This is a genomic window from Stenotrophomonas sp. MYb57, assembly GCF_002966815.1.
Lineage (GTDB): Bacteria > Pseudomonadota > Gammaproteobacteria > Xanthomonadales > Xanthomonadaceae > Stenotrophomonas > Stenotrophomonas indicatrix.
Genome location: NZ_CP023271.1, coordinates 1 through 18,438 on the forward strand (window position 1 = coordinate 1; position 18,438 = coordinate 18,438).

At 63.3% G+C, this 18,438-nt stretch carries 17 protein-coding genes; all 17 read left to right on the forward strand.

The window, feature by feature from the left end; all coding sequences use genetic code 11:
• The 17 genes from dnaA (at position 1) to CLM74_RS00085 (ending at position 18,414) form a co-directional block, all read left to right on the forward strand.
• The gene (gene dnaA / locus CLM74_RS00005; RefSeq protein WP_025875573.1) at positions 1-1,332 is read left to right on the forward strand and encodes a chromosomal replication initiator protein DnaA; all 1,332 of its coding nucleotides are present in this window, start codon (positions 1-3) and stop codon (positions 1,330-1,332) included.
• A gap of 276 nt (positions 1,333-1,608) precedes the next feature.
• On the forward strand, positions 1,609-2,709 hold the full coding sequence (gene dnaN / locus CLM74_RS00010; protein ID WP_005411731.1) for a DNA polymerase III subunit beta: 1,101 nt from the start codon (positions 1,609-1,611) through the stop codon (positions 2,707-2,709).
• Positions 2,710-3,640: 931 nt separating this feature from the next.
• Complete coding sequence (gene recF / locus CLM74_RS00015) at positions 3,641-4,735, forward strand: DNA replication/repair protein RecF (RefSeq protein ID WP_033832639.1); 1,095 nt, start codon at positions 3,641-3,643, stop codon at positions 4,733-4,735.
• A 112-nt stretch (positions 4,736-4,847) separates the two neighbouring features.
• A complete protein-coding gene (gene gyrB / locus CLM74_RS00020; RefSeq protein WP_105163181.1) occupies positions 4,848-7,307 on the forward strand; it encodes a DNA topoisomerase (ATP-hydrolyzing) subunit B in 2,460 nt (819 codons plus the stop codon).
• A 67-nt stretch (positions 7,308-7,374) separates the two neighbouring features.
• A complete protein-coding gene (locus tag CLM74_RS00025; RefSeq protein ID WP_105163182.1) occupies positions 7,375-8,205 on the forward strand; it encodes a CPBP family intramembrane glutamic endopeptidase in 831 nt (276 codons plus the stop codon).
• Positions 8,206-8,276: 71 nt separating this feature from the next.
• Positions 8,277-9,083, forward strand: coding sequence for a M48 family metallopeptidase (locus tag CLM74_RS00030; RefSeq protein WP_025875555.1), 807 nt, complete (start codon positions 8,277-8,279; stop codon positions 9,081-9,083).
• A 131-nt stretch (positions 9,084-9,214) separates the two neighbouring features.
• A complete protein-coding gene (locus CLM74_RS00035; protein ID WP_033832641.1) occupies positions 9,215-10,402 on the forward strand; it encodes a tetratricopeptide repeat protein in 1,188 nt (395 codons plus the stop codon).
• 254 nt (positions 10,403-10,656) lie between these two features.
• Complete coding sequence (locus tag CLM74_RS00040; RefSeq protein ID WP_025875553.1) at positions 10,657-11,214, forward strand: energy transducer TonB; 558 nt, start codon at positions 10,657-10,659, stop codon at positions 11,212-11,214.
• Between the two features lie 94 nt (positions 11,215-11,308).
• Complete coding sequence (gene exbB, locus CLM74_RS00045; protein ID WP_025875552.1) at positions 11,309-12,070, forward strand: TonB-system energizer ExbB; 762 nt, start codon at positions 11,309-11,311, stop codon at positions 12,068-12,070.
• A gap of 56 nt (positions 12,071-12,126) precedes the next feature.
• Positions 12,127-12,552 (forward strand): biopolymer transporter ExbD, encoded by a 426-nt coding sequence (locus CLM74_RS00050; protein ID WP_033832642.1) that lies wholly within the window; start codon positions 12,127-12,129, stop codon positions 12,550-12,552.
• Between the two features lie 3 nt (positions 12,553-12,555).
• Positions 12,556-12,969 (forward strand): biopolymer transporter ExbD, encoded by a 414-nt coding sequence (locus CLM74_RS00055; protein ID WP_025875547.1) that lies wholly within the window; start codon positions 12,556-12,558, stop codon positions 12,967-12,969.
• Between the two features lie 149 nt (positions 12,970-13,118).
• A complete protein-coding gene (cls, locus tag CLM74_RS00060; protein WP_105163183.1) occupies positions 13,119-14,579 on the forward strand; it encodes a cardiolipin synthase in 1,461 nt (486 codons plus the stop codon).
• 40 nt (positions 14,580-14,619) lie between these two features.
• Complete coding sequence (locus CLM74_RS00065; protein WP_025875543.1) at positions 14,620-14,880, forward strand: membrane protein; 261 nt, start codon at positions 14,620-14,622, stop codon at positions 14,878-14,880.
• A 9-nt stretch (positions 14,881-14,889) separates the two neighbouring features.
• Positions 14,890-15,633, forward strand: a complete 744-nt coding sequence (locus CLM74_RS00070) for a pyridoxine 5'-phosphate synthase (protein WP_105163184.1) — start codon at positions 14,890-14,892, stop codon at positions 15,631-15,633.
• Positions 15,634-15,935: 302 nt separating this feature from the next.
• Entirely contained in the window at positions 15,936-17,048 is a 1,113-nt protein-coding gene (locus CLM74_RS00075; protein WP_105163185.1) for a PA0069 family radical SAM protein, read from the forward strand.
• Positions 17,049-17,187: 139 nt separating this feature from the next.
• Positions 17,188-17,796 carry a hypothetical protein gene (locus tag CLM74_RS21410; protein ID WP_133119372.1) on the forward strand — a complete coding sequence of 203 codons (609 nt, stop codon included), beginning with the start codon at positions 17,188-17,190 and terminating at the stop codon, positions 17,794-17,796.
• Between the two features lie 72 nt (positions 17,797-17,868).
• On the forward strand, positions 17,869-18,414 hold the full coding sequence (locus CLM74_RS00085; RefSeq protein ID WP_234003404.1) for a hypothetical protein: 546 nt from the start codon (positions 17,869-17,871) through the stop codon (positions 18,412-18,414).
• Positions 18,415-18,438 lie beyond the last annotated feature (24 nt).

Sequence of the window (18,438 nt, forward strand, 5' to 3'; positions counted from 1 at the left end):
ATGGATGCCTGGTCACGTAGTCTCGAGCGACTCGAGGCGGAGTTCCCGCCCGAGGATGTTCACACCTGGTTGAAGCCGCTGCAGGCAGATCTGCGCGCTGACAGCCTGGTGCTGTATGCACCGAATGCCTTCATTGTCGATCAGGTGCGCGAACTGTACCTGCCGCGGATCCGCGAGCTGGTCACCCACTTTGCCGGTTTCGGCGACGTATTTCTTGAAATCGGCTCGCGTCCGCGGCCCGTGGACGCGCAGATCGCGCCGGTTTCCAGCCATTCGGCGCAGGCGCCAGTGCAGCCGCAGGTTCCCTTTGCCGGCAACCTGGACAACCACTACACCTTCGCCAACTTCGTGGAAGGCCGCAGCAACCAGCTGGGCCTGGCCGCAGCATTCCAGGCGGCGCAGAAGCCGGGCGACCGCGCGCACAATCCGCTGCTGCTGTACGGGGGCACCGGCCTGGGCAAGACCCACCTGATGTTCGCCGCCGGCAACGCGATGCGTCAGGCCAATCCGGCCGCCAAGGTGCTGTACCTGCGTTCGGAACAGTTCTTCAGCGCGATGATCCGGGCCTTGCAGGAAAAGACCATGGATCAGTTCAAGCGCCAGTTCCAGCAGGTCGACGCGCTGCTGATCGATGACATCCAGTTCTTCGCCGGCAAGGATCGCACCCAGGAAGAGTTCTTCCACACCTTCAACGCGTTGTTCGATGGCAAGCAGCAGATCATCCTGACCTGCGACCGCTATCCGCGCGAAGTCGAAGGCCTGGAAGCGCGCCTGAAGTCGCGGCTTGCCTGGGGCCTGTCGGTCGCCATCGAGCCGCCGGACTTCGAGACCCGCGCTGCGATCGTGCTGGCCAAGGCCCGCGAGCGTGGTGCCGAGATTCCCGATGACGTTGCGTTCCTGATTGCCAAGAAGATGCGCTCCAATGTGCGCGACCTCGAGGGTGCGCTGAATACCCTGACCGCCCGCGCCAATTTCACCGGCCGTGCGATCACCACCGAATTCGCCCAGGAAACCCTGCGCGACCTGCTGCGCGCCCAGCAGCAGGCGATCAGCATTCCCAACATCCAGAAAACCGTTGCCGATTACTACGGGCTGCAGATCAAGGATCTGCTGTCCAAGCGTCGGACCCGGTCGCTGGCCCGTCCGCGCCAGGTTGCCATGGCGCTGACCAAGGAACTGACCGAACACAGCTTGCCCGAAATCGGCGACGCCTTTGCCGGTCGCGATCACACCACGGTGCTGCATGCCTGCCGGCAGATCCGCACCCTGATGGAAGCCGACGGCAAGCTCCGCGAGGACTGGGACAAGCTGATCCGGAAGCTGAGCGAATGATGCACGTACGCCGATGAGGCGTCACCGCATAAAACGGTGCAGAATCCGGTAGCAAGCGCGGGACAGGGTGTGGATAAAAATGCCGTTGGATTTCCCGGAAGATTTATCCACAGCTTTCCCCACCCCTTGGGGGCTGGTAATGCAGAGGGTTTCGAAGCCTGAAACCCTTTTGTTTATAAAGACTTAGCTGTGTTTTCCAGCGATTCTGGCTCTACCAGCACCACCAAGCTTTTGATTTATTCCACATTTTTTTAAAGCATAGGGGCACGGAACCACATGCGTTTCACACTGCAGCGCGAAGCCTTTCTCAAGCCGTTGGCACAGGTCGTCAACGTGGTCGAACGCCGCCAGACCCTTCCGGTTCTGGCCAATTTCCTGGTGCAGGTGCAGAACGGCCAGCTGTCGCTGACCGGTACCGACCTGGAAGTGGAGATGGTGTCGCGGATCGCGGTTGAAGATGCCCAGGACGGCGAAACCACCATTCCCGCCCGCAAGCTGTTCGAGATCATCCGCGCCTTGCCTGATGGCAGCCGGATCACCGTCTCGCAGACCGGTGACAAGATCACCGTGCAGGCAGGACGCAGCCGCTTCACCCTGGCCACCCTGCCCTCCAACGACTTCCCGTCGGTGGACGAAGTGGAAGCCACCGAGCGTGTTGCGATCGGCGAAGCAACCCTGAAGGAGCTGATCGAGCGCACTGCGTTCGCGATGGCCCAGCAGGACGTGCGCTATTACCTCAACGGCCTGCTGTTCGACCTGCGCGGTGATGCGCTGCGCACCGTCGCCACCGACGGCCATCGCCTGGCCCTGTGCGAAACCGATCTGGCCAAGCCCAGCGGTTCCAAGCGCCAGATCATCGTGCCGCGCAAGGGCGTGACCGAGTTGCAGCGCCTGCTGGAAAGCGGTGATCGCGAGATCGAACTGGAAGTCGGCCGTAGCCACGTTCGCGTGAAGCGCGACGATGTCACCTTCACTTCGAAGCTGATCGACGGTCGCTTCCCGGACTACGAGGCAGTGATTCCGATTGGTGCCGACCGCGAGGTGAAGGTTGATCGCGAAGCACTGCGTGCCTCGCTGCAGCGTGCTGCGATCCTGTCCAACGAGAAGTACCGCGGCATCCGCGTGGAAGTTTCGCCGGGCAACCTGAAGATCAGCGCGCACAACCCGGAGCAGGAAGAAGCCCAGGAAGAGATCGAGGCCGACACCACGGTCAGCGACCTGGCCATCGGCTTCAACGTGAACTACCTGCTGGATGCCCTCTCCGCCCTGCGCGACGAAGAAGTGATCATCCAGTTGCGCGATTCCAATTCCTCGGCGCTGGTGCGTGAATCGAGCAGCGAGAAGTCGCGTCATGTGGTGATGCCGTTGCGTCTCTGACAGCTTCGCCGTTCCACGTGGAACACATGGACGCCCGGGATCTCCCGGGCGTCTTTTTTTTGTTCCACGTGGAGCATCGTTGCGAATGCTTACCGCCGCCCTTGGCGGCTCCTGCAGATGAGAGCATCCACGTTGCCCTGATGGGTTGTCGGCGCATGGAACCCACGGTCCCGGGAAGCCAGCTGTGGAATCCACATGCTGAGATGACGAGACACGTTGGATATGAGCACGCAGCGGGATCCGAACCAGCGGCTTCCGCCTGCGTGCTGACCTCTCTGTCCACAGGCCTCGTTTGTGGAATTTCGGCGCTTCCCTAGCTTCTAAATCTGGGTATAAATCAAAAGCTTGGTGGTGATGGTAGGGCCAGATTTCATGTAAAAGTAGGCTATGTGTCTGTTTTAAAAAGCTTTTATAGGGTTGAAACCCCCTGTATATAGGCCATCAAGCCTGGGGGGGAACCTGTGGATAGTTTTACAGCCGAGGAAAAGTGCCTTTTTTATCCACAGTTCGCCCACACCTTGTGTATAAGTCATACAGACCCGCTGTGGATTGCGTGGAACTGCCGCTTTGAATTTCTTGAAATCTGTGGAACCTGGCAGGGGCCTTGGTCGCAGATTTCAAGAAATCTGGGGAGCACTGACTGCAATCTCGGTGTGGAGTCAGGCCATGAGCCGGGGAAACCGTCTTCGGAATGGCGAAATCTGGACGCCTTGAGCCTTGGCTTCCTGCCGGATTTGAACGATTTCGGCCACTGTCTCCGGCCGCCTCCATGCCGGCAGGCCTCCGCCACGTGGAACCCGTGTTCTCCAAGGCTGCAACGCCCCGCTGATGCCGGTCCACGTCCGATCCACGCTGGCTGGCTTGACCAATGCAGTAAGCTGGGTGATTCCCCGCCCCTCTACCGCCATGTGCGGATGGTCTGTCGCATCCCATGCAGATTCGTCGTCTTGCCCTCCACCACTTGCGTCGTTTCGATGCGGTGGAGCTGTCGCCCCAGCCAGGGGTGAATCTGCTGACCGGTGACAACGGCGCTGGCAAGACCAGCGTCCTGGAAGCGTTGCATCTGATGGCCTATGGGCGGAGTTTCCGCGGGCGGGTACGCGATGGCCTGGTGCGTCAGGGCCATGAAGCCCTGGAAGTCTTCGTGGAATGGGACGAGCAACGCGGTGATCTGCCCGTGCAGAGGCGAAAAGCCGGGTTGCGGCATAGCGGGCAGGAGTGGAAGGGGCGGCTGGATGGCGAAGACGTCGCCCAACTCGGAAACCTGTGTGCCGCCCTGGCTGTGGTGACCTTTGAACCGGGCAGTCACGCCTTGGTGAGTGGTGGTGGCGAGCCGCGACGGCGCTTTCTGGATTGGGGCCTGTTCCACGTGGAACCAGACTTCCTTTCCTTGTGGCGGCGCTATTCGCGCGCGTTGAAGCAGCGCAATGCCCTGCTCAAGCAGGGCGGGCCGTCGCGGATGCTCGATACCTGGGATCACGAGCTGGCCGAGGCGGGAGAACCGCTGACCAGTCGTCGGCAGCACTACCTGGAGCGGCTGCAGTCCCGAACCATCGCCCTGGCTGAGGCATTGGCTCCGCAACTCGGAATCGTCGGCCTGAATCTGAGTCCCGGCTGGCGCCGGCACGAGGTTCCGCTGGCAGATGCCCTTCTGTTGGCGCGCGATCGCGACCGTCAGGCGGGTTACACCTCGCTGGGCCCACACCGGGCGGACTGGAGCGTGGCGTTCCAGAGCATCCCGGGGCGCGATGCGCTGTCACGCGGCCAGGCCAAGCTCACCGCCCTCGCCTGTCTACTGGCCCAGGCGGAGGATTACGCCGAGCAGCGTGGCGAGTGGCCCGTCATCGCGCTCGACGATCTGGCCTCGGAGCTGGATCGCACACACCAGGCCCGGGTACTGCACCGCCTGTTGGCGGCACCGGCGCAGATATTCATCACTGCAACAGAAACGCCTGCAGCACTGGAGACTCTGAGCAACATCACCCGGTTCCACGTGGAACATGCACAGATCGTGGCTGTGCCATAGTGGACACGGCAAGGCCGCTCAGCCCCGGCTGGTATAATTCAGGCTGCTATCCCTTCATTCTCGGCACATCGCTCAAAGCGGTGTCCGACCTGCGGAGCCTACGGCAAGCGCAATGACCGACGAACAGAACACCCCGGCAAACAACGGCAACTACGACGCCAACAGCATTACGGCCCTGGAAGGCCTGGAGGCTGTCCGCAAGCGCCCAGGTATGTACATCGGCGACGTCCATGACGGCACCGGCCTGCATCACATGGTGTTCGAGGTCGTCGACAACTCGATCGACGAAGCCCTCGCCGGCCATGCCGACCACGTGTCGGTGACGATCCATGCCGACGGCTCGGTCGGAGTGTCCGACAACGGTCGCGGCATTCCGACGGGCAAGCACGAGCAGATGAGCAAGAAGCTCGACCGCGACGTGTCTGCAGCCGAAGTCGTGATGACGGTCCTGCACGCAGGCGGCAAGTTCGACGACAACAGCTACAAGGTTTCCGGCGGCCTGCACGGCGTGGGCGTCAGCGTGGTCAACGCGCTGTCGCAGAAGCTGGTCCTGGATATCTACCAGGGCGGTTTCCACTACCAGCAGGAATACGCCGACGGCGCAGCACTGCATCCGCTCAAGCAGGTCGGTCCCAGCACCAAGCGCGGTACCACCCTGCGCTTCTGGCCGTCAGTAAAGGCTTTCCACGACAACGTGGAATTCCACTACGACATCCTGGCCCGTCGCCTGCGCGAACTGTCCTTCCTCAATTCCGGCGTCAAGATCGTGCTGGTGGACGAGCGTGGTGATGGCCGCCGCGACGACTTCCATTACGAGGGCGGCATCCGCAGCTTCGTGGAGCATCTGGCGCAGTTGAAGACGCCGTTGCACCCGAACGTGATCTCGGTAACCGGCGAATCCAACGGCATCACCGTGGAAGTGGCGCTGCAGTGGACCGACTCCTACCAGGAGACGATGTACTGCTTCACCAACAACATTCCGCAGAAAGACGGCGGTACCCACCTGGCCGGCTTCCGTGGCGCGTTGACCCGCGTGCTCAACAACTACATCGAGCAGAACGGCATCGCCAAGCAGGCCAAGATCAACCTGACCGGCGATGACATGCGCGAAGGCATGATCGCGGTGCTGTCGGTGAAGGTGCCGGACCCGAGCTTCTCCAGCCAGACCAAGGAAAAGCTGGTCAGCTCGGATGTGCGTCCGGCCGTGGAAAGCGCATTCGGCCAGCGCCTGGAAGAGTTCCTGCAGGAAAACCCGAACGAAGCCAAGGCCATCGCCGGCAAGATCGTCGACGCTGCCCGTGCCCGCGAAGCCGCGCGCAAGGCCCGCGACCTGACCCGCCGCAAGGGTGCGCTGGATATCGCCGGCCTGCCGGGCAAGCTGGCCGACTGCCAGGAAAAGGATCCGGCGCTGTCCGAACTGTTCATTGTCGAGGGTGACTCGGCAGGTGGTTCGGCCAAGCAGGGCCGCAACCGCAAGAACCAGGCGGTGCTGCCGCTGCGCGGCAAGATCCTCAACGTGGAACGTGCACGCTTCGACCGCATGCTGGCGTCCGACCAGGTGGGTACGCTGATCACCGCGCTGGGCACCGGCATCGGTCGCGACGAGTACAACCCGGACAAGCTGCGTTACCACAAGATCATCATCATGACCGACGCCGACGTCGACGGCGCGCACATCCGCACCCTGCTGCTGACGTTCTTCTACCGTCAGATGCCGGAGCTGATCGAGCGTGGTTATGTCTATATCGGCCTGCCGCCGTTGTACAAGATCAAGCAGGGCAAGCAGGAGCTGTACCTGAAGGACGATCCGGCGCTGGACAGCTATCTGGCCAGCAGCGCAGTGGAGAACGCGGGGCTGGTGCCGGCCAGCGGCGAGCCGCCGATCGATGGCCTGGCGCTGGAAAAGCTGCTGCTCGCCTACGCTGCCGCGCAGGACACGATCAACCGCAATACCCATCGTTACGACCGCAACCTGCTCGAAGCGCTGGTCGACTTCATGCCGTTGGAGCTGGAAAACCTGCGCAACGCAGGTCCCGGCGAAGGCTTGGACGCGCTGGCCAAGCACCTCAACCAGGGCAACCTCGGCAGCGCCCGTTTCACCCTGGAACTGCAGGAACCCAACGAGCAGCGTCCGGCTGCGGTGCTGGTCACGCGCAGCCACATGGGCGAACAGCACATCCAGGTGCTGCCGCTGTCCGCGCTTGAAAGCGGTGAGCTGCGTGGCATCCACCAGGCAGCGCAGCTGCTGCACGGTCTGGTCCGCGAAGGCGCGGTCATCACCCGTGGCGCCAAGTCGATCGAGGTCGAATCGTTCGCGCAGGCCCGCAACTGGCTGCTGGACGAAGCCAAGCGCGGCCGTCAGATCCAGCGATTCAAGGGTCTGGGCGAAATGAATCCGGAACAGCTGTGGGACACCACCGTCAATCCCGATACCCGTCGCCTGCTGCAGGTGCGTATCGAAGATGCGGTGGCCGCTGACCAGATCTTCAGCACCCTGATGGGTGATGTGGTCGAACCGCGCCGCGACTTTATCGAAGACAACGCGCTGAAGGTCGCCAACCTGGATATCTGACACAATCGGATGGTGGCCGGCGCGCGGGGAGGCGCGCCGGCTTTTGTCCCTTGATCGCAGGTAATCGATGTCCGCTTCCGCCCCGGTTTCCGCTCCGCCGCCGGTTCCACCGGCTACTGTCACGCCCCGCGCCTCCTCGCCGCTGGCGGGCTTCTTCATCGATCTGGGAATCGCGACAGTCGCCTTGTTCGGTCTGAGTGTCGTCTGCGGGGCGATATGGGGGCTCTACCGCAGCCTGCAGATCAGCGCGGCCAATGCGCAAGGCGCTGCCGCCGGTACTATCGCCTCTGTTGGCCAACCCGGTGCGCTGGGGCAGATCCTGATGGCAATGATCGCCACCGGTGGTGCGGCCCTGCTGGTCTACTTCTGGCGTCGCCCTGCCAATGCCGCCGAGCGCCAGCATTCGCGCCAGGCTCTGCAGCGACCTTCCACTTGGGGCTGGACTCTGCTGGTCGCCTTGCTGATCGTGCTGGGAAGCAACGGCATTGCCTTCCTTGCCAAGCAGATGGGCATCGAGCCGGTTCCCACCAATCTCGAACTGATGCAGAACGCGATTGCGCGTTTCCCTGTATTCCTGGCGCTGTTTGCAATCGTGCTGGCACCCGCCTACGAGGAACTGCTGTTCCGTCGCGTCCTGTTCGGGCGCCTCTGGCAGGCCGGGCGTCCATGGCTTGGCATTGTCCTCAGCAGCCTGGCCTTTGCCCTGGTCCATGAAGTGCCCGGGGTCAGCAAGAACTCCCTGCTCGGTACTGCCCAGCTCTGGCTGGTCTATGGCGGCATGGGCGCCGCGTTCTGCTGGCTGTACCGCCGCACCGGCACCTTGTGGGCGGCGATCGCCGCACATGCACTGAACAATGCCGTGGCGCTTGCGGCCCTGGTGTTTTTCGGGGCAACGTAAGGCGCTGTCCGCTTGACGAAAGATTAAGCAGACCCGTTACACACTGGGCTTCTGAACACGGGGGTGGGTCCATGAAACAACTGCTGCTGGCCATCGTCATCACCACTCTGGTCAGCGCCTGCGCGACCACCACTTCACCCACCGGCCGTCGGCAGATGGTGGGCGGTGTGTCGCAGGCGCAGCTGGACCAGCTGGGGGCGCAGGCGTTCGCCGAAACCAAGCAGAAAGAGAAGATCAGCAGCGACGGCCGCCAGAACGGCTACGTGCAATGCGTGGTCAACGCGCTCGTCGCACAGCTGCCGCCTCAGTACCGTGGCGTACGGTGGGAAACGGCGGTGTTCGTCGACAAGGAACCAAACGCCTTCGCCCTGCCCGGCGGCAAGGTCGGGGTCAACACCGGCATCTTCAGCGTTGCCAAGAACCAGGATCAGCTGGCAGCGGTGATCGGCCATGAAATCGGCCACGTGATCGCCCGCCACCACGAAGAACGCATCACCCGGCAGATGGGCGCGCAGACCGGATTGGCGGTGCTGGGGGCGCTGGCCGGCGCCTATGGCGGCGAAGGCGCAGCCAGTACGGTCAACCAGCTGGGCGGGATGGGGGCGCAGACCGCGTTCCTGTTGCCCGGCTCACGCACCCAGGAGAGCGAGGCTGACGTGATCGGTCAGCGGTTGATGGCCGAGGCCGGATTCAACCCCGCCCAGGCCGTCGATCTGTGGCAGAACATGATGGCCGCCAGTGGCGGTCGCAGCCCGCAATGGTTGTCGACCCACCCTGATCCGGCCAATCGGATCAGGGAGTTGCAGCGTGATGTGCCGGCGCTCGGCCCCGTCTACCAGCAGGCGCAGGCGGCCGGACGCCGGCCAAAGTGTGGCTGAGTGCGCAGATTCATGCTGTATTGCAGCACATAAAACGATTTCTCACGCCATCTGTTTCTGATACGTTTGGCGGCTCAGATTTTTCTGACAGTCCGACTTTGCCGCTACCGGCGGTTCGATCGAGGTGAACGATGATTTTCCGTAACCACAAAGCTGTGCTTTCCGTCCTCATCGCCACTGCCCTGACCGGCGCCGTGGTCACCGACGCGTTCGCGCAGTCCTCGCGTTCGTCCGAGCGTGGCAACCGTGGCGGCAAGCAGGCCAAGGCCGAAGTGCTGTTCCCGAACGCGACCCGCCAGGAACCGGCAGCGAAGTCGTCGGCCAAGCTGGGCAGCAAGCTGCAGAAGATGATTGACAGCTACAACAAGGAAAAGTTCCCGGAGACCCGCACGCTGGCCGACGAGATCCTGGCCACCGACGGCGCCAACGAGTACGACAAGTCGCTGGCCGCGCAGCTGGCATCGCAGGCCGCCTATCAGACCGACGACACCGCCGCGGCCATCGCGTACCTGAAGCAGGTGCTGCAGTTCAACGGCCTGGACAACAACGGCCACTTCCAGTCGATGCTGATGCTGGGCCAGCTGCAGATCCAGGAAGACAAGACCGCTGAAGGCCTGGCGACCCTGGACAAGTACTTCGCCGAGAGCAAGTCGACCAAGCCGGAAGAGCTGATCATCAAGGGCCAGGCGCTGTACCAGCTGGAGCGCTACCAGGAAGCGATCCCGGTGCTGAAGCAGGCCATCGCCGGCGCTGCCGAGCCGAAGGACAACTGGAACCAGCTGCTGATGGCCGCACTGTCCGAAGCCGGCCAGACCGGTGAGGCCGTGCAGGCCGCCGAGGCACTGGCGGCCAAGAACCCGAACGACAAGAAAGCGCAGCTGAACCTGGCCAACATGTACATGCAGGCCGACCAGATGCCGAAGGCCGCCGCGGTGATGGACAAGCTGCGCAGCAGCGGCCAGCTCACCGAAGAGCGCGAGTACAAGCAGCTGTACTCGATCTATGCCAACACCGAGAACAAGGAAAAGGACGTCATCGCGGTCATCAACGAAGGGTTGCAGAAGGGCATCCTGAAGCCGGATTACCAGGTCTACCTGGCGCTGGCCCAGTCCTACTACTACTCCGACCAGGTGCCGCAGGCGATCGACGCGTGGCAGAAGGCCGCCCCGCTCTCCAAGGACGGTGAGACCTACCTGAATCTGGCACGTGTTTTGCACAGTGAAGGTCGTGTCCCGGAGGCCAAGCAGGCCGCCCAGCAGGCGCTGGCGAAGGGCGTGAAGAACCAGGCGGATGCCAAGAAAATCATCAACCTGAAGTAAGTAGGAATAACGCCTGAACGCCTGCCCAGTTGATGCGCAAGCGCTCAGGATTGGTATAAGCTTGGAGGTTCCTGCGGTGTCATGCACCGCTGATCAGGGATCCCGCCCCCGGGATTCCGGCCCCACTATTGAGCTCTTGGCGCATGACGGAACAACTAGTCGTTCACCGGTACGAACAACCCGATGACAAGGGGCTGAGCTGGCCTCGCATCGTCGGTATCGCGTTTGTAATCGCCCTGCATCTGGCCGCCTTCATGATGCTCCTGATTCCTGCCGTGGCTCCCAAGGCCGTGGCGGAGAAGGAGCGCAACGTCATGGTGACCATCGTCGACGCACCGCCGCCGCCGCCACCGCCGCCGCCGCCGCCGCCGCCGCAGGACACCCCGCCGCCGCCGGTGAAGAATCTGTCGCCGCCGAAGCCGTCGCCCGTCCCGCCGCCGCCGCAGGCGCCGGTCGTCGACGTGCCGGAACCGCGCCCGAACGATATCGTCACCCCGCCGTCGCCGCCGTCGCCGCCGGCACCGCCGACCTCGATCGAGGCCAGCGTGGACATCTCGTCGAAGGCCATGAATCCGCCGCGCTATCCGCCGGCCGCCTTCCGCGCTGGTATCCAGGGCGAAGTGATCCTGATCATTGATGTCGATGCCAGCGGCAACGTCACCAATGTCACGGTGGAAAAGTCCAGCCGTAACCGCGATCTGGACCGTGCTGCGATGGAAGCTGCCCGCAAGTGGCGTTTCAACGCCGCCGAAGCTGGCGGTAAGAAGGCTGCTGGCCGCGTCCGCGTCCCGGTCAACTTTGCGCTGAACTGATGCGCCCGGGTGGCCGCCTGGCCACCCTCGCCTCCAGTTCGATTGTTTAGCTTAGCTACACCCTTTATCACCACACACAACAAAGGTAAGCGTCATGCTGCAGGAAATTTTCATCGCCGCTGCTGCCGGGGGCAATCCGTCCAACGCCCTGTCGCAGATGGGCTTCGAGCATCTGATCCACGAAATGACCACCAAGCCGGGTGATTTCGCGGTTTCCTGGGTCGTGCTGCTGACCCTGGTCGTCATGTCCGCCATGTCCTGGTACTGGACCGTCATCAACATCTTCCGTGCTACCCGCCTGAAGAGCGCCGCTGATCGCGTCGTCAGCCTGTTCTGGGACACCCCGAACGCGCAGGACGCCATCCGTGCAATGGAAGAGCAGCCGGCTTCGGAGCCGTTCTCGAAGATCGCACTGGACGCTGCACAGGCTGCTGCGCACCACCAGCGTGCTGAAGGCGGCGCTGTCGGCGGCGTGGGTGAGAACCTGAGCCGTTCGGAGTTCGTCGACCGCGCTCTGCGCCAGGCCGTGACCCGCGAAAGCAACAAGCTGCAGTCGGGCATGACCCTGCTGGCCACCGTCGGTGCAACCGCTCCGTTCGTCGGTCTGCTGGGTACCGTGTGGGGCATCTACGGCGCGCTGATCAAGATCGGTGCCACCGGCTCCGCTTCGATCGACGCCGTTGCCGGCCCGGTGGGTGAAGCACTGATCATGACCGCCATCGGTCTGTTCGTCGCGATCCCGGCCGTGTTCGCCTTCAACTTCTTCAGCAAGATCAACAGCGCGACCATCAGCAAGTTCGATACCTTCGCGCACGACCTGCACGACTTCTTCGCCACCGGTTCGCGCGTCCGCTAATTGCGACGCGCTGTACCCGCGAGAACGTAGTCACCAAGATCTAGACGGAGCCCGTTATGGCTTTCAGTAGTGGTAACAGCGGCGGCCCCATGGCCGACATCAACGTTACGCCCCTCGTGGACGTGATGCTGGTGCTGCTGATCATCTTCATCATCACGGCGCCGCTGATGTCCCACAAGGTCAAGGTGGATCTGCCGGAGGCCAATCTGGTCCAGAAGCCGGACGACACCAACGACCGCAAGGGTCCCATCACCCTGGCAGTCAAGGAAGACGGTTCGATCTACTGGAACGACGAAAAGATCGACAAGCAGACTCTCGAGTCGCGCTTGGCGACCGCCGCCCAGCAGACCCCGCAGCCGCCGTTGAACCTGCGTGGTGACCGCACCACCAAGATGCGTGTCATCAACGAGATGACCAAGGTCGCGCAGGAACAGGGCATGCTGGACGTCGGCTTCGTGGCGACCAAAGAGAAGGGGCAATAAGCCATGGCATTCAGTAGTGGTGGTGGCAAGGGCCCCATGGCCGACATCAACGTCACGCCCCTCGTGGACGTGATGCTGGTGCTGCTGATCATCTTCATCGTGACCGCGCCGATCATGACGTACCCGATCGCCGTGGACCTGCCGCAGCGCGTGCTCAACCCACCGCCGCAGCTGGTCGAACCGCCGCCGCCGATCGAGCTGAAGATCGACGCCAGCAACCAGGTCTCGTGGAACAACAGCCCGATCGGTACGCATGAACTGCAGCAGCGGATGGAGCAGGAGGTCCAGCGTGACCCGACCAACCAGCCGGAACTGCGGATCGATGCCAGCCCGGATTCGGAGTACGACGTGATGGCCAAGGTTCTGGCCGCCGCGAAGAATGCTCAGATGAAGAAGATCGGCTTCGTGCAGCAGTAAATCGCTACACCGCAATACATCAGTCATGACGCGACTGCAGACGCCCCTGGAAACGGGGGCGTCTTTTTTTGTGCGTGCGGGCATCTTCCCGGCAACGCCGTTGGCAATGAATGCCTCTGACCGGTGCCTGTCCCCGCTATGATCGGCGGATGCTCGCCCTCTTCGATTCCGTGCGCCATTGGCTTGATGGCATCGCCCACCTGGGAACGATCCTAGCGGTGGCCTACCTGCTGTATCTGCTGGCGTTGACGGGCTGGATCATGCTGCAGAAGCGCGAGCCGGTGGCCACGCTGAGCTGGATCCTGTCGCTGGCGCTGCTGCCCTACCTCGGCCTCTTCATCTACTACCTGCTGGGCCCACAGAAGGTGAAGCGGCAACGGCTGCGGCGCGGTCGCGCGCGCTCGGGCATGGAGCACTACAGCGATGTCTGCCCGCCCGATGCCGACTGCACCGAACTGGCCAAGATCGCGCAGGCGACCACCGGGCTGGCGCCAAGCACGGCCACCGAAGTGACCTGGCTGGTCGACGGCGCGGCCACCTACGCCGCGCTGCTGGAAGCGGTGGCACAGGCGCAGGACCATGTGCATCTGGAGTACTACATCTTCAATCCTGACCACGCCGGCACTGCGTTGCGGGATGCGTTGGTGGAACGGGCCAGCGCCGGCGTGCAGGTGCGGCTGCTGCTGGATGCGGTAGGTTCTTCGGCCGTGCGCCAGCGCTTCCTGCAGCCGCTGTTGAACGCCGGCGCTGAGGTGATCTGGTTCCATCCGCGGCAGTTGCTGAAGCCGTTCAAGCGACCCTGGTTGAACCTGCGTACGCACCGCAAGCTGGTGATCGTAGATGGCCGGCTGGCATTCACCGGCGGCATCAACATCACCGACGACGAAGACGAAAGCCGCAACCCGGATGCTTACCGCGATCTGCACATGCGCCTGCGCGGGCACGTGGTGCGCAGCCTGCAGCTGGTGTTCGCCGAGGACTGGCTGTACGCCAGCGGCCAGGACCACTCGCGGTTCGATATCGCCCGGCTGTGGCCCAGCGACATGCCCCTGCGCGGCGACGGCGCGATCAACGCGCAGGTGCTGGTGTCCGGCCCGGATTCGGGATGGGAGACCATCCATCGCCTGCACGTGGCCGCCATCCAGGAAGCACGTGAGCGGGTCTGGCTGGTCACCCCCTACTTCGTACCCGGCGAAGCGGCGCGGATGGCGCTGACCTCGGCCGCACTCGGTGGCCTGGACGTGCGCCTGCTGGTGCCGAAGATGAGCGACTCCTGGTTCGTGACCCAGGCCGCGCGCTCCTATTTCGACGAGCTGCTGCATGCGGGAGTGAAGATCTACGAGTACGGTCCACGCATGCTGCATACCAAGGCGTTCATCGCCGACGACGATGTCTGCATCGTCGGCAGCGCCAACTTCGATCACCGCAGCTTCCGCCTGAATTTCGAGCTGTCGATGATGATCAGCGACCGTGGCCGGGTGGCGGAACTGTCTACGTTGCTGCAGTCCGAATTCGAGCGTGCCACCCGCGTGCACGACCAGGCAGGACGCTCGCTGTGGCTGCACCGGTTGCCCGAAGCCTTCGCGCGATTGGCCTCGCCGCTGCTGTGAGGCAGCGCTACACTGCGGCGGTGGCCCGGGGAGACTGACAATGTACTGGCTGTACCTGCTGCTGGCGCTGGGCTGCTTCGCCTTTGCGCTGAAAACACCGAACATGGGCCTGATGTCGCTGGCCCTGCTGGGTACCCTCGCCTTCCTGCTGGCATGGGTGCGCGGGAGATACGCCGCACGCTTCGGCGACCTTCAGCGTGATCCGGCGACACTGGTGGACAGCGATGAACTCAGGCGTCTGCGCGAGCAGGCCAAGGTTGCTCCGGCCGACGGCAGCGACCCTCCCTCTCACTCCCCGTAGTCCCGTTCCATGACCCAGCTCAGCGTCAACGTCAACAAGATCGCCGTCCTGCGCAACTCGCGTGGCGGTGCCGAACCGGACGTGGTGCGTGCCGCCCAGGCCTGCCTGGATGCCGGCGCGCATGGCATTACCGTGCACCCGCGGCCCGACCGCCGGCACATCACCGCCGAGGACGTGCTGGCGCTGTCGGCGCTGACCCGTGCCCGTGGCGTGGAGTTCAACATCGAAGGCAACCCGTTCGCGCCGCCGCGTGAGGGCTACCCCGGGCTGCTGCCGCTGTGCGCGCAGACGCGCCCGGCGCAGGCCACGCTGGTTCCCGATGGCGATGGCCAGATCACCTCCGACCATGGCTTCGACTTCGAACGCGATGCGCAGCGGTTGCGCCCGCTGGTGGCCGAGCTGAAAGCGATGGGATGCCGGGTGAGCCTGTTCGTGGATGCCGGCAACCCGCTGCTGGAGCAGGCCGCCGATGTCGGCGCCGACCGCGTCGAGCTGTACACCGGCCCGTATGCCGAGGCCCATGCCGCCGGCGACGCCCGCGCCATGCTGGAACTGTTCGCCACCGCCGCGCGCCGTGCACAGGCCGTCGGCCTCGGTGTGAATGCCGGGCACGATCTGTCGCAGGACAACCTGCGTGACTTCCAGGCCGCCGTGCCGGAGGTGCTGGAGGTGTCGATCGGCCACGCGCTGATCGGCGAGGCGCTGTACGACGGCCTGGATGCCACGGTGAAGGGCTACCTGGCACTGCTTTAGCAGTGCGTGGGACTTCCCCGCTGGGTTGAAGCCCGAAGACGTGCGGCAGGTCCCCGTGTTCCGGCCTGGCAAGCGCCCCTGTAGCCGATGTTCCCATCGCAGCTGCTGAGACACCCGTGGCCCATGCTGGCCTGCCGCGGCGATGGCGCGTGCCCGGTCCCAAGCCATGCAACCCTGTGGACAAGTCTGGGGTCAACGTGCGGTCCCAAGTGCCTGCGCGCCTACAGCTACGTGAATCCTGGCCGCTTGCGCCACCTGTGGTTAGCAATAATACTAATATCCCGTAACGGCCGGAGGGCAACATGCAGCACCCCCCTCGCAACGCCCAGGCCGCCATCAAGGGCCGGGGTTCCACGTCCCATCTTGCGGGGCGTTTTGAAAGCACCGTCAGCGAAGCGGTGGACGACGGCTGGGCAGTGGACGACAGCGAGGAGTTCCTCGCCCCGCGCCTGCGCACGGAAGTACGCGCGGAGACCGCTCGCAGCATCATCAGCCGCAACAACTCCCCGGACGTCGGCTTCAGCCAATCGGTGAATCCGTATCGCGGCTGCGAGCATGGCTGCTCCTACTGCTTCGCCCGCCCTTCGCATGCCTATCTGAACCTGTCGCCTGGCCTGGACTTCGAGACCAAGCTGTTTGCCAAGACCAACGCGCCACAGCTGCTGCGCAAGGAACTGTCGAAGCCGGGCTACGTGCCGCAGCCGATCGCGCTGGGCATCAACACCGACGCCTACCAGCCGATTGAACGCAAGTTCAAGCTAACCCGCCAGCTGATCGAAGTGATGCTGGAGACGAAGCATCCGTTCTCGCTGATCACCAAGAACGCGTTGGTCGAGCGCGACATCGATCTGCTCGCACCACTGGCGGCGGAGAATCTGGTCAGCGTGCATTTCTCGGTGACATCGCTGGATCCGCATCTGTCGGCGAAGCTGGAGCCGCGCGCCTCGGCACCCCATGCGCGGCTGCGTGCGATGAAACGCCTGCACGAAGCGGGCATTCCGGTGGGCGTGATGGTTGCGCCGGTGATTCCGTGGATCAACGACAGCGAACTGGAAGCCGTGCTGGAGGCTGCGCATGATGCCGGCGCCAGCACTGCAGGCTACGTGCTGCTGCGCCTGCCGCTGGAAGTTGCACCGCTGTTCCGCGATTGGCTGGACACCCATCATCCCGATCGCGCCGCGCATGTGATGAGCACCATCCAGCAGCTGCGCGGCGGCAAGGATTACGACAGTCAGTTCGGCACGCGCATGCGCGGCCAGGGTGTTTACGCAGATCTGTTGAACAACCGCTTCAAGCTGGCGCGCAAGCGGCTGGGCTTCAACGCGCAGAACAGCCATTGGCCGAAGCTGGATTGCAGCCGGTTCGAGAAGCCGTTGCCGCCGAAGGTGGATACGCCGCAGGGTTCGCTGTTCTAGAGCACTGGACCGCTGTGCGATCTACCGGCAACAATCTGCACTTGGCCGGAGGGCCTGCAAACCAGGGAAGGGAGCAGATGGGTTACCTACGATCGGCGATGGCGCGATTCGGTCCGCATGGCGACGAATCGATTTGTCCATGAAGCGTCTACCTGCCCTGGGCTGTGGTGCGTTTCTGTTTGCCTGCAACGCCGATGCGGAAGCTGCCCGTGCGTTTGTGGTTGAAGACGCTGCCATGCGTGACCTCGCCTGCCTCGGGGTGGAGCCCCGCCAGCTGCTCTTTTCCTGTCACCAGATCGTTGCCGGCAACAATCGTGTGGTCGGGCTTAGACGATTCCGGTCTTCGTGGCGGATCGACCATTCCACATTCAGCAAGCTCACGATCCAGCTCCCTGCTGATGCGAAGGCAGGAGACCGATTCGCTGCCGCAGGCGATCGAGTACGGATGTTCCATAGCAGCGGTTCCAGCGCATTCGCCGGAAAGACCGGCTGCTACGGAGTACCCGTCGCAGGGCAGATCACCGTGGTCTCCACCGGAGATTTCGGCATCGAGATCCAGATCGACGCAACGTTCCGCGCCACAAGCCCACTGCAATGGCCGGGAGAGTGCGACGCACCGACGACGGTGTCAGAGCGTTTGAGAGCCTTGCCGCTGTCGCTGCAGCATCTTGATGCATGGACGGGAGCGCATGATCCGGACGCATCACCCTTCGATCAGGCACACCCCTCCAATCGCTTGCATGACTGAACTCAGATCAGCAGTTTCTACACGATGAAACGTACTTGCTGCCTTCCGGCCAGCGCTCTCATGCTCTGCCTTATGGCCCTGCAGGCGCAGGCCCGCGACATCCACGAATGCATCGTCGTTCCGCAGGCCGCGATCGTCACTGATATGCCGGGTGGACTGGACGAGTTCGAACAGCGACTGTGGATGGCGAATACAGGTCAGAGGGTGCGCAAGGGCACGGACACCCTCCTCCTGCTGCGCCTCTTCTCGGAGTCGCCGGGCGTGATCGATTCCCAGCAGTACATCAAGATCACGGGCAGCCTGAAGCGATACGCGCCTTCGTCGAAAGGGACGCCGGAGGTGGTGGATGCGCGCTTGACAAGTGGCGGCGCGGGCTTCGCGCACAAGGGAGACTACTGGCTGTCCGATTCAGCGGACGTCGAACTACATCAGCCGCACAAGGGCGATAGTCGGATCGAAGTCAAAGTGACGGCTGTTGGGTGGAACGGCTATCGAAAAGAAGACCGTTCCTTCTATCTCCAGTTCACCTGTCAACTGAAGGAAATCCCTGTCGAGAAGCTCAGTGCCTGGCAAGGAGGAAACGACGATCTCTGGGGATCCTTTGGACCCGCCAGATAGCTGAGCGTCATCAATCTGTACCCA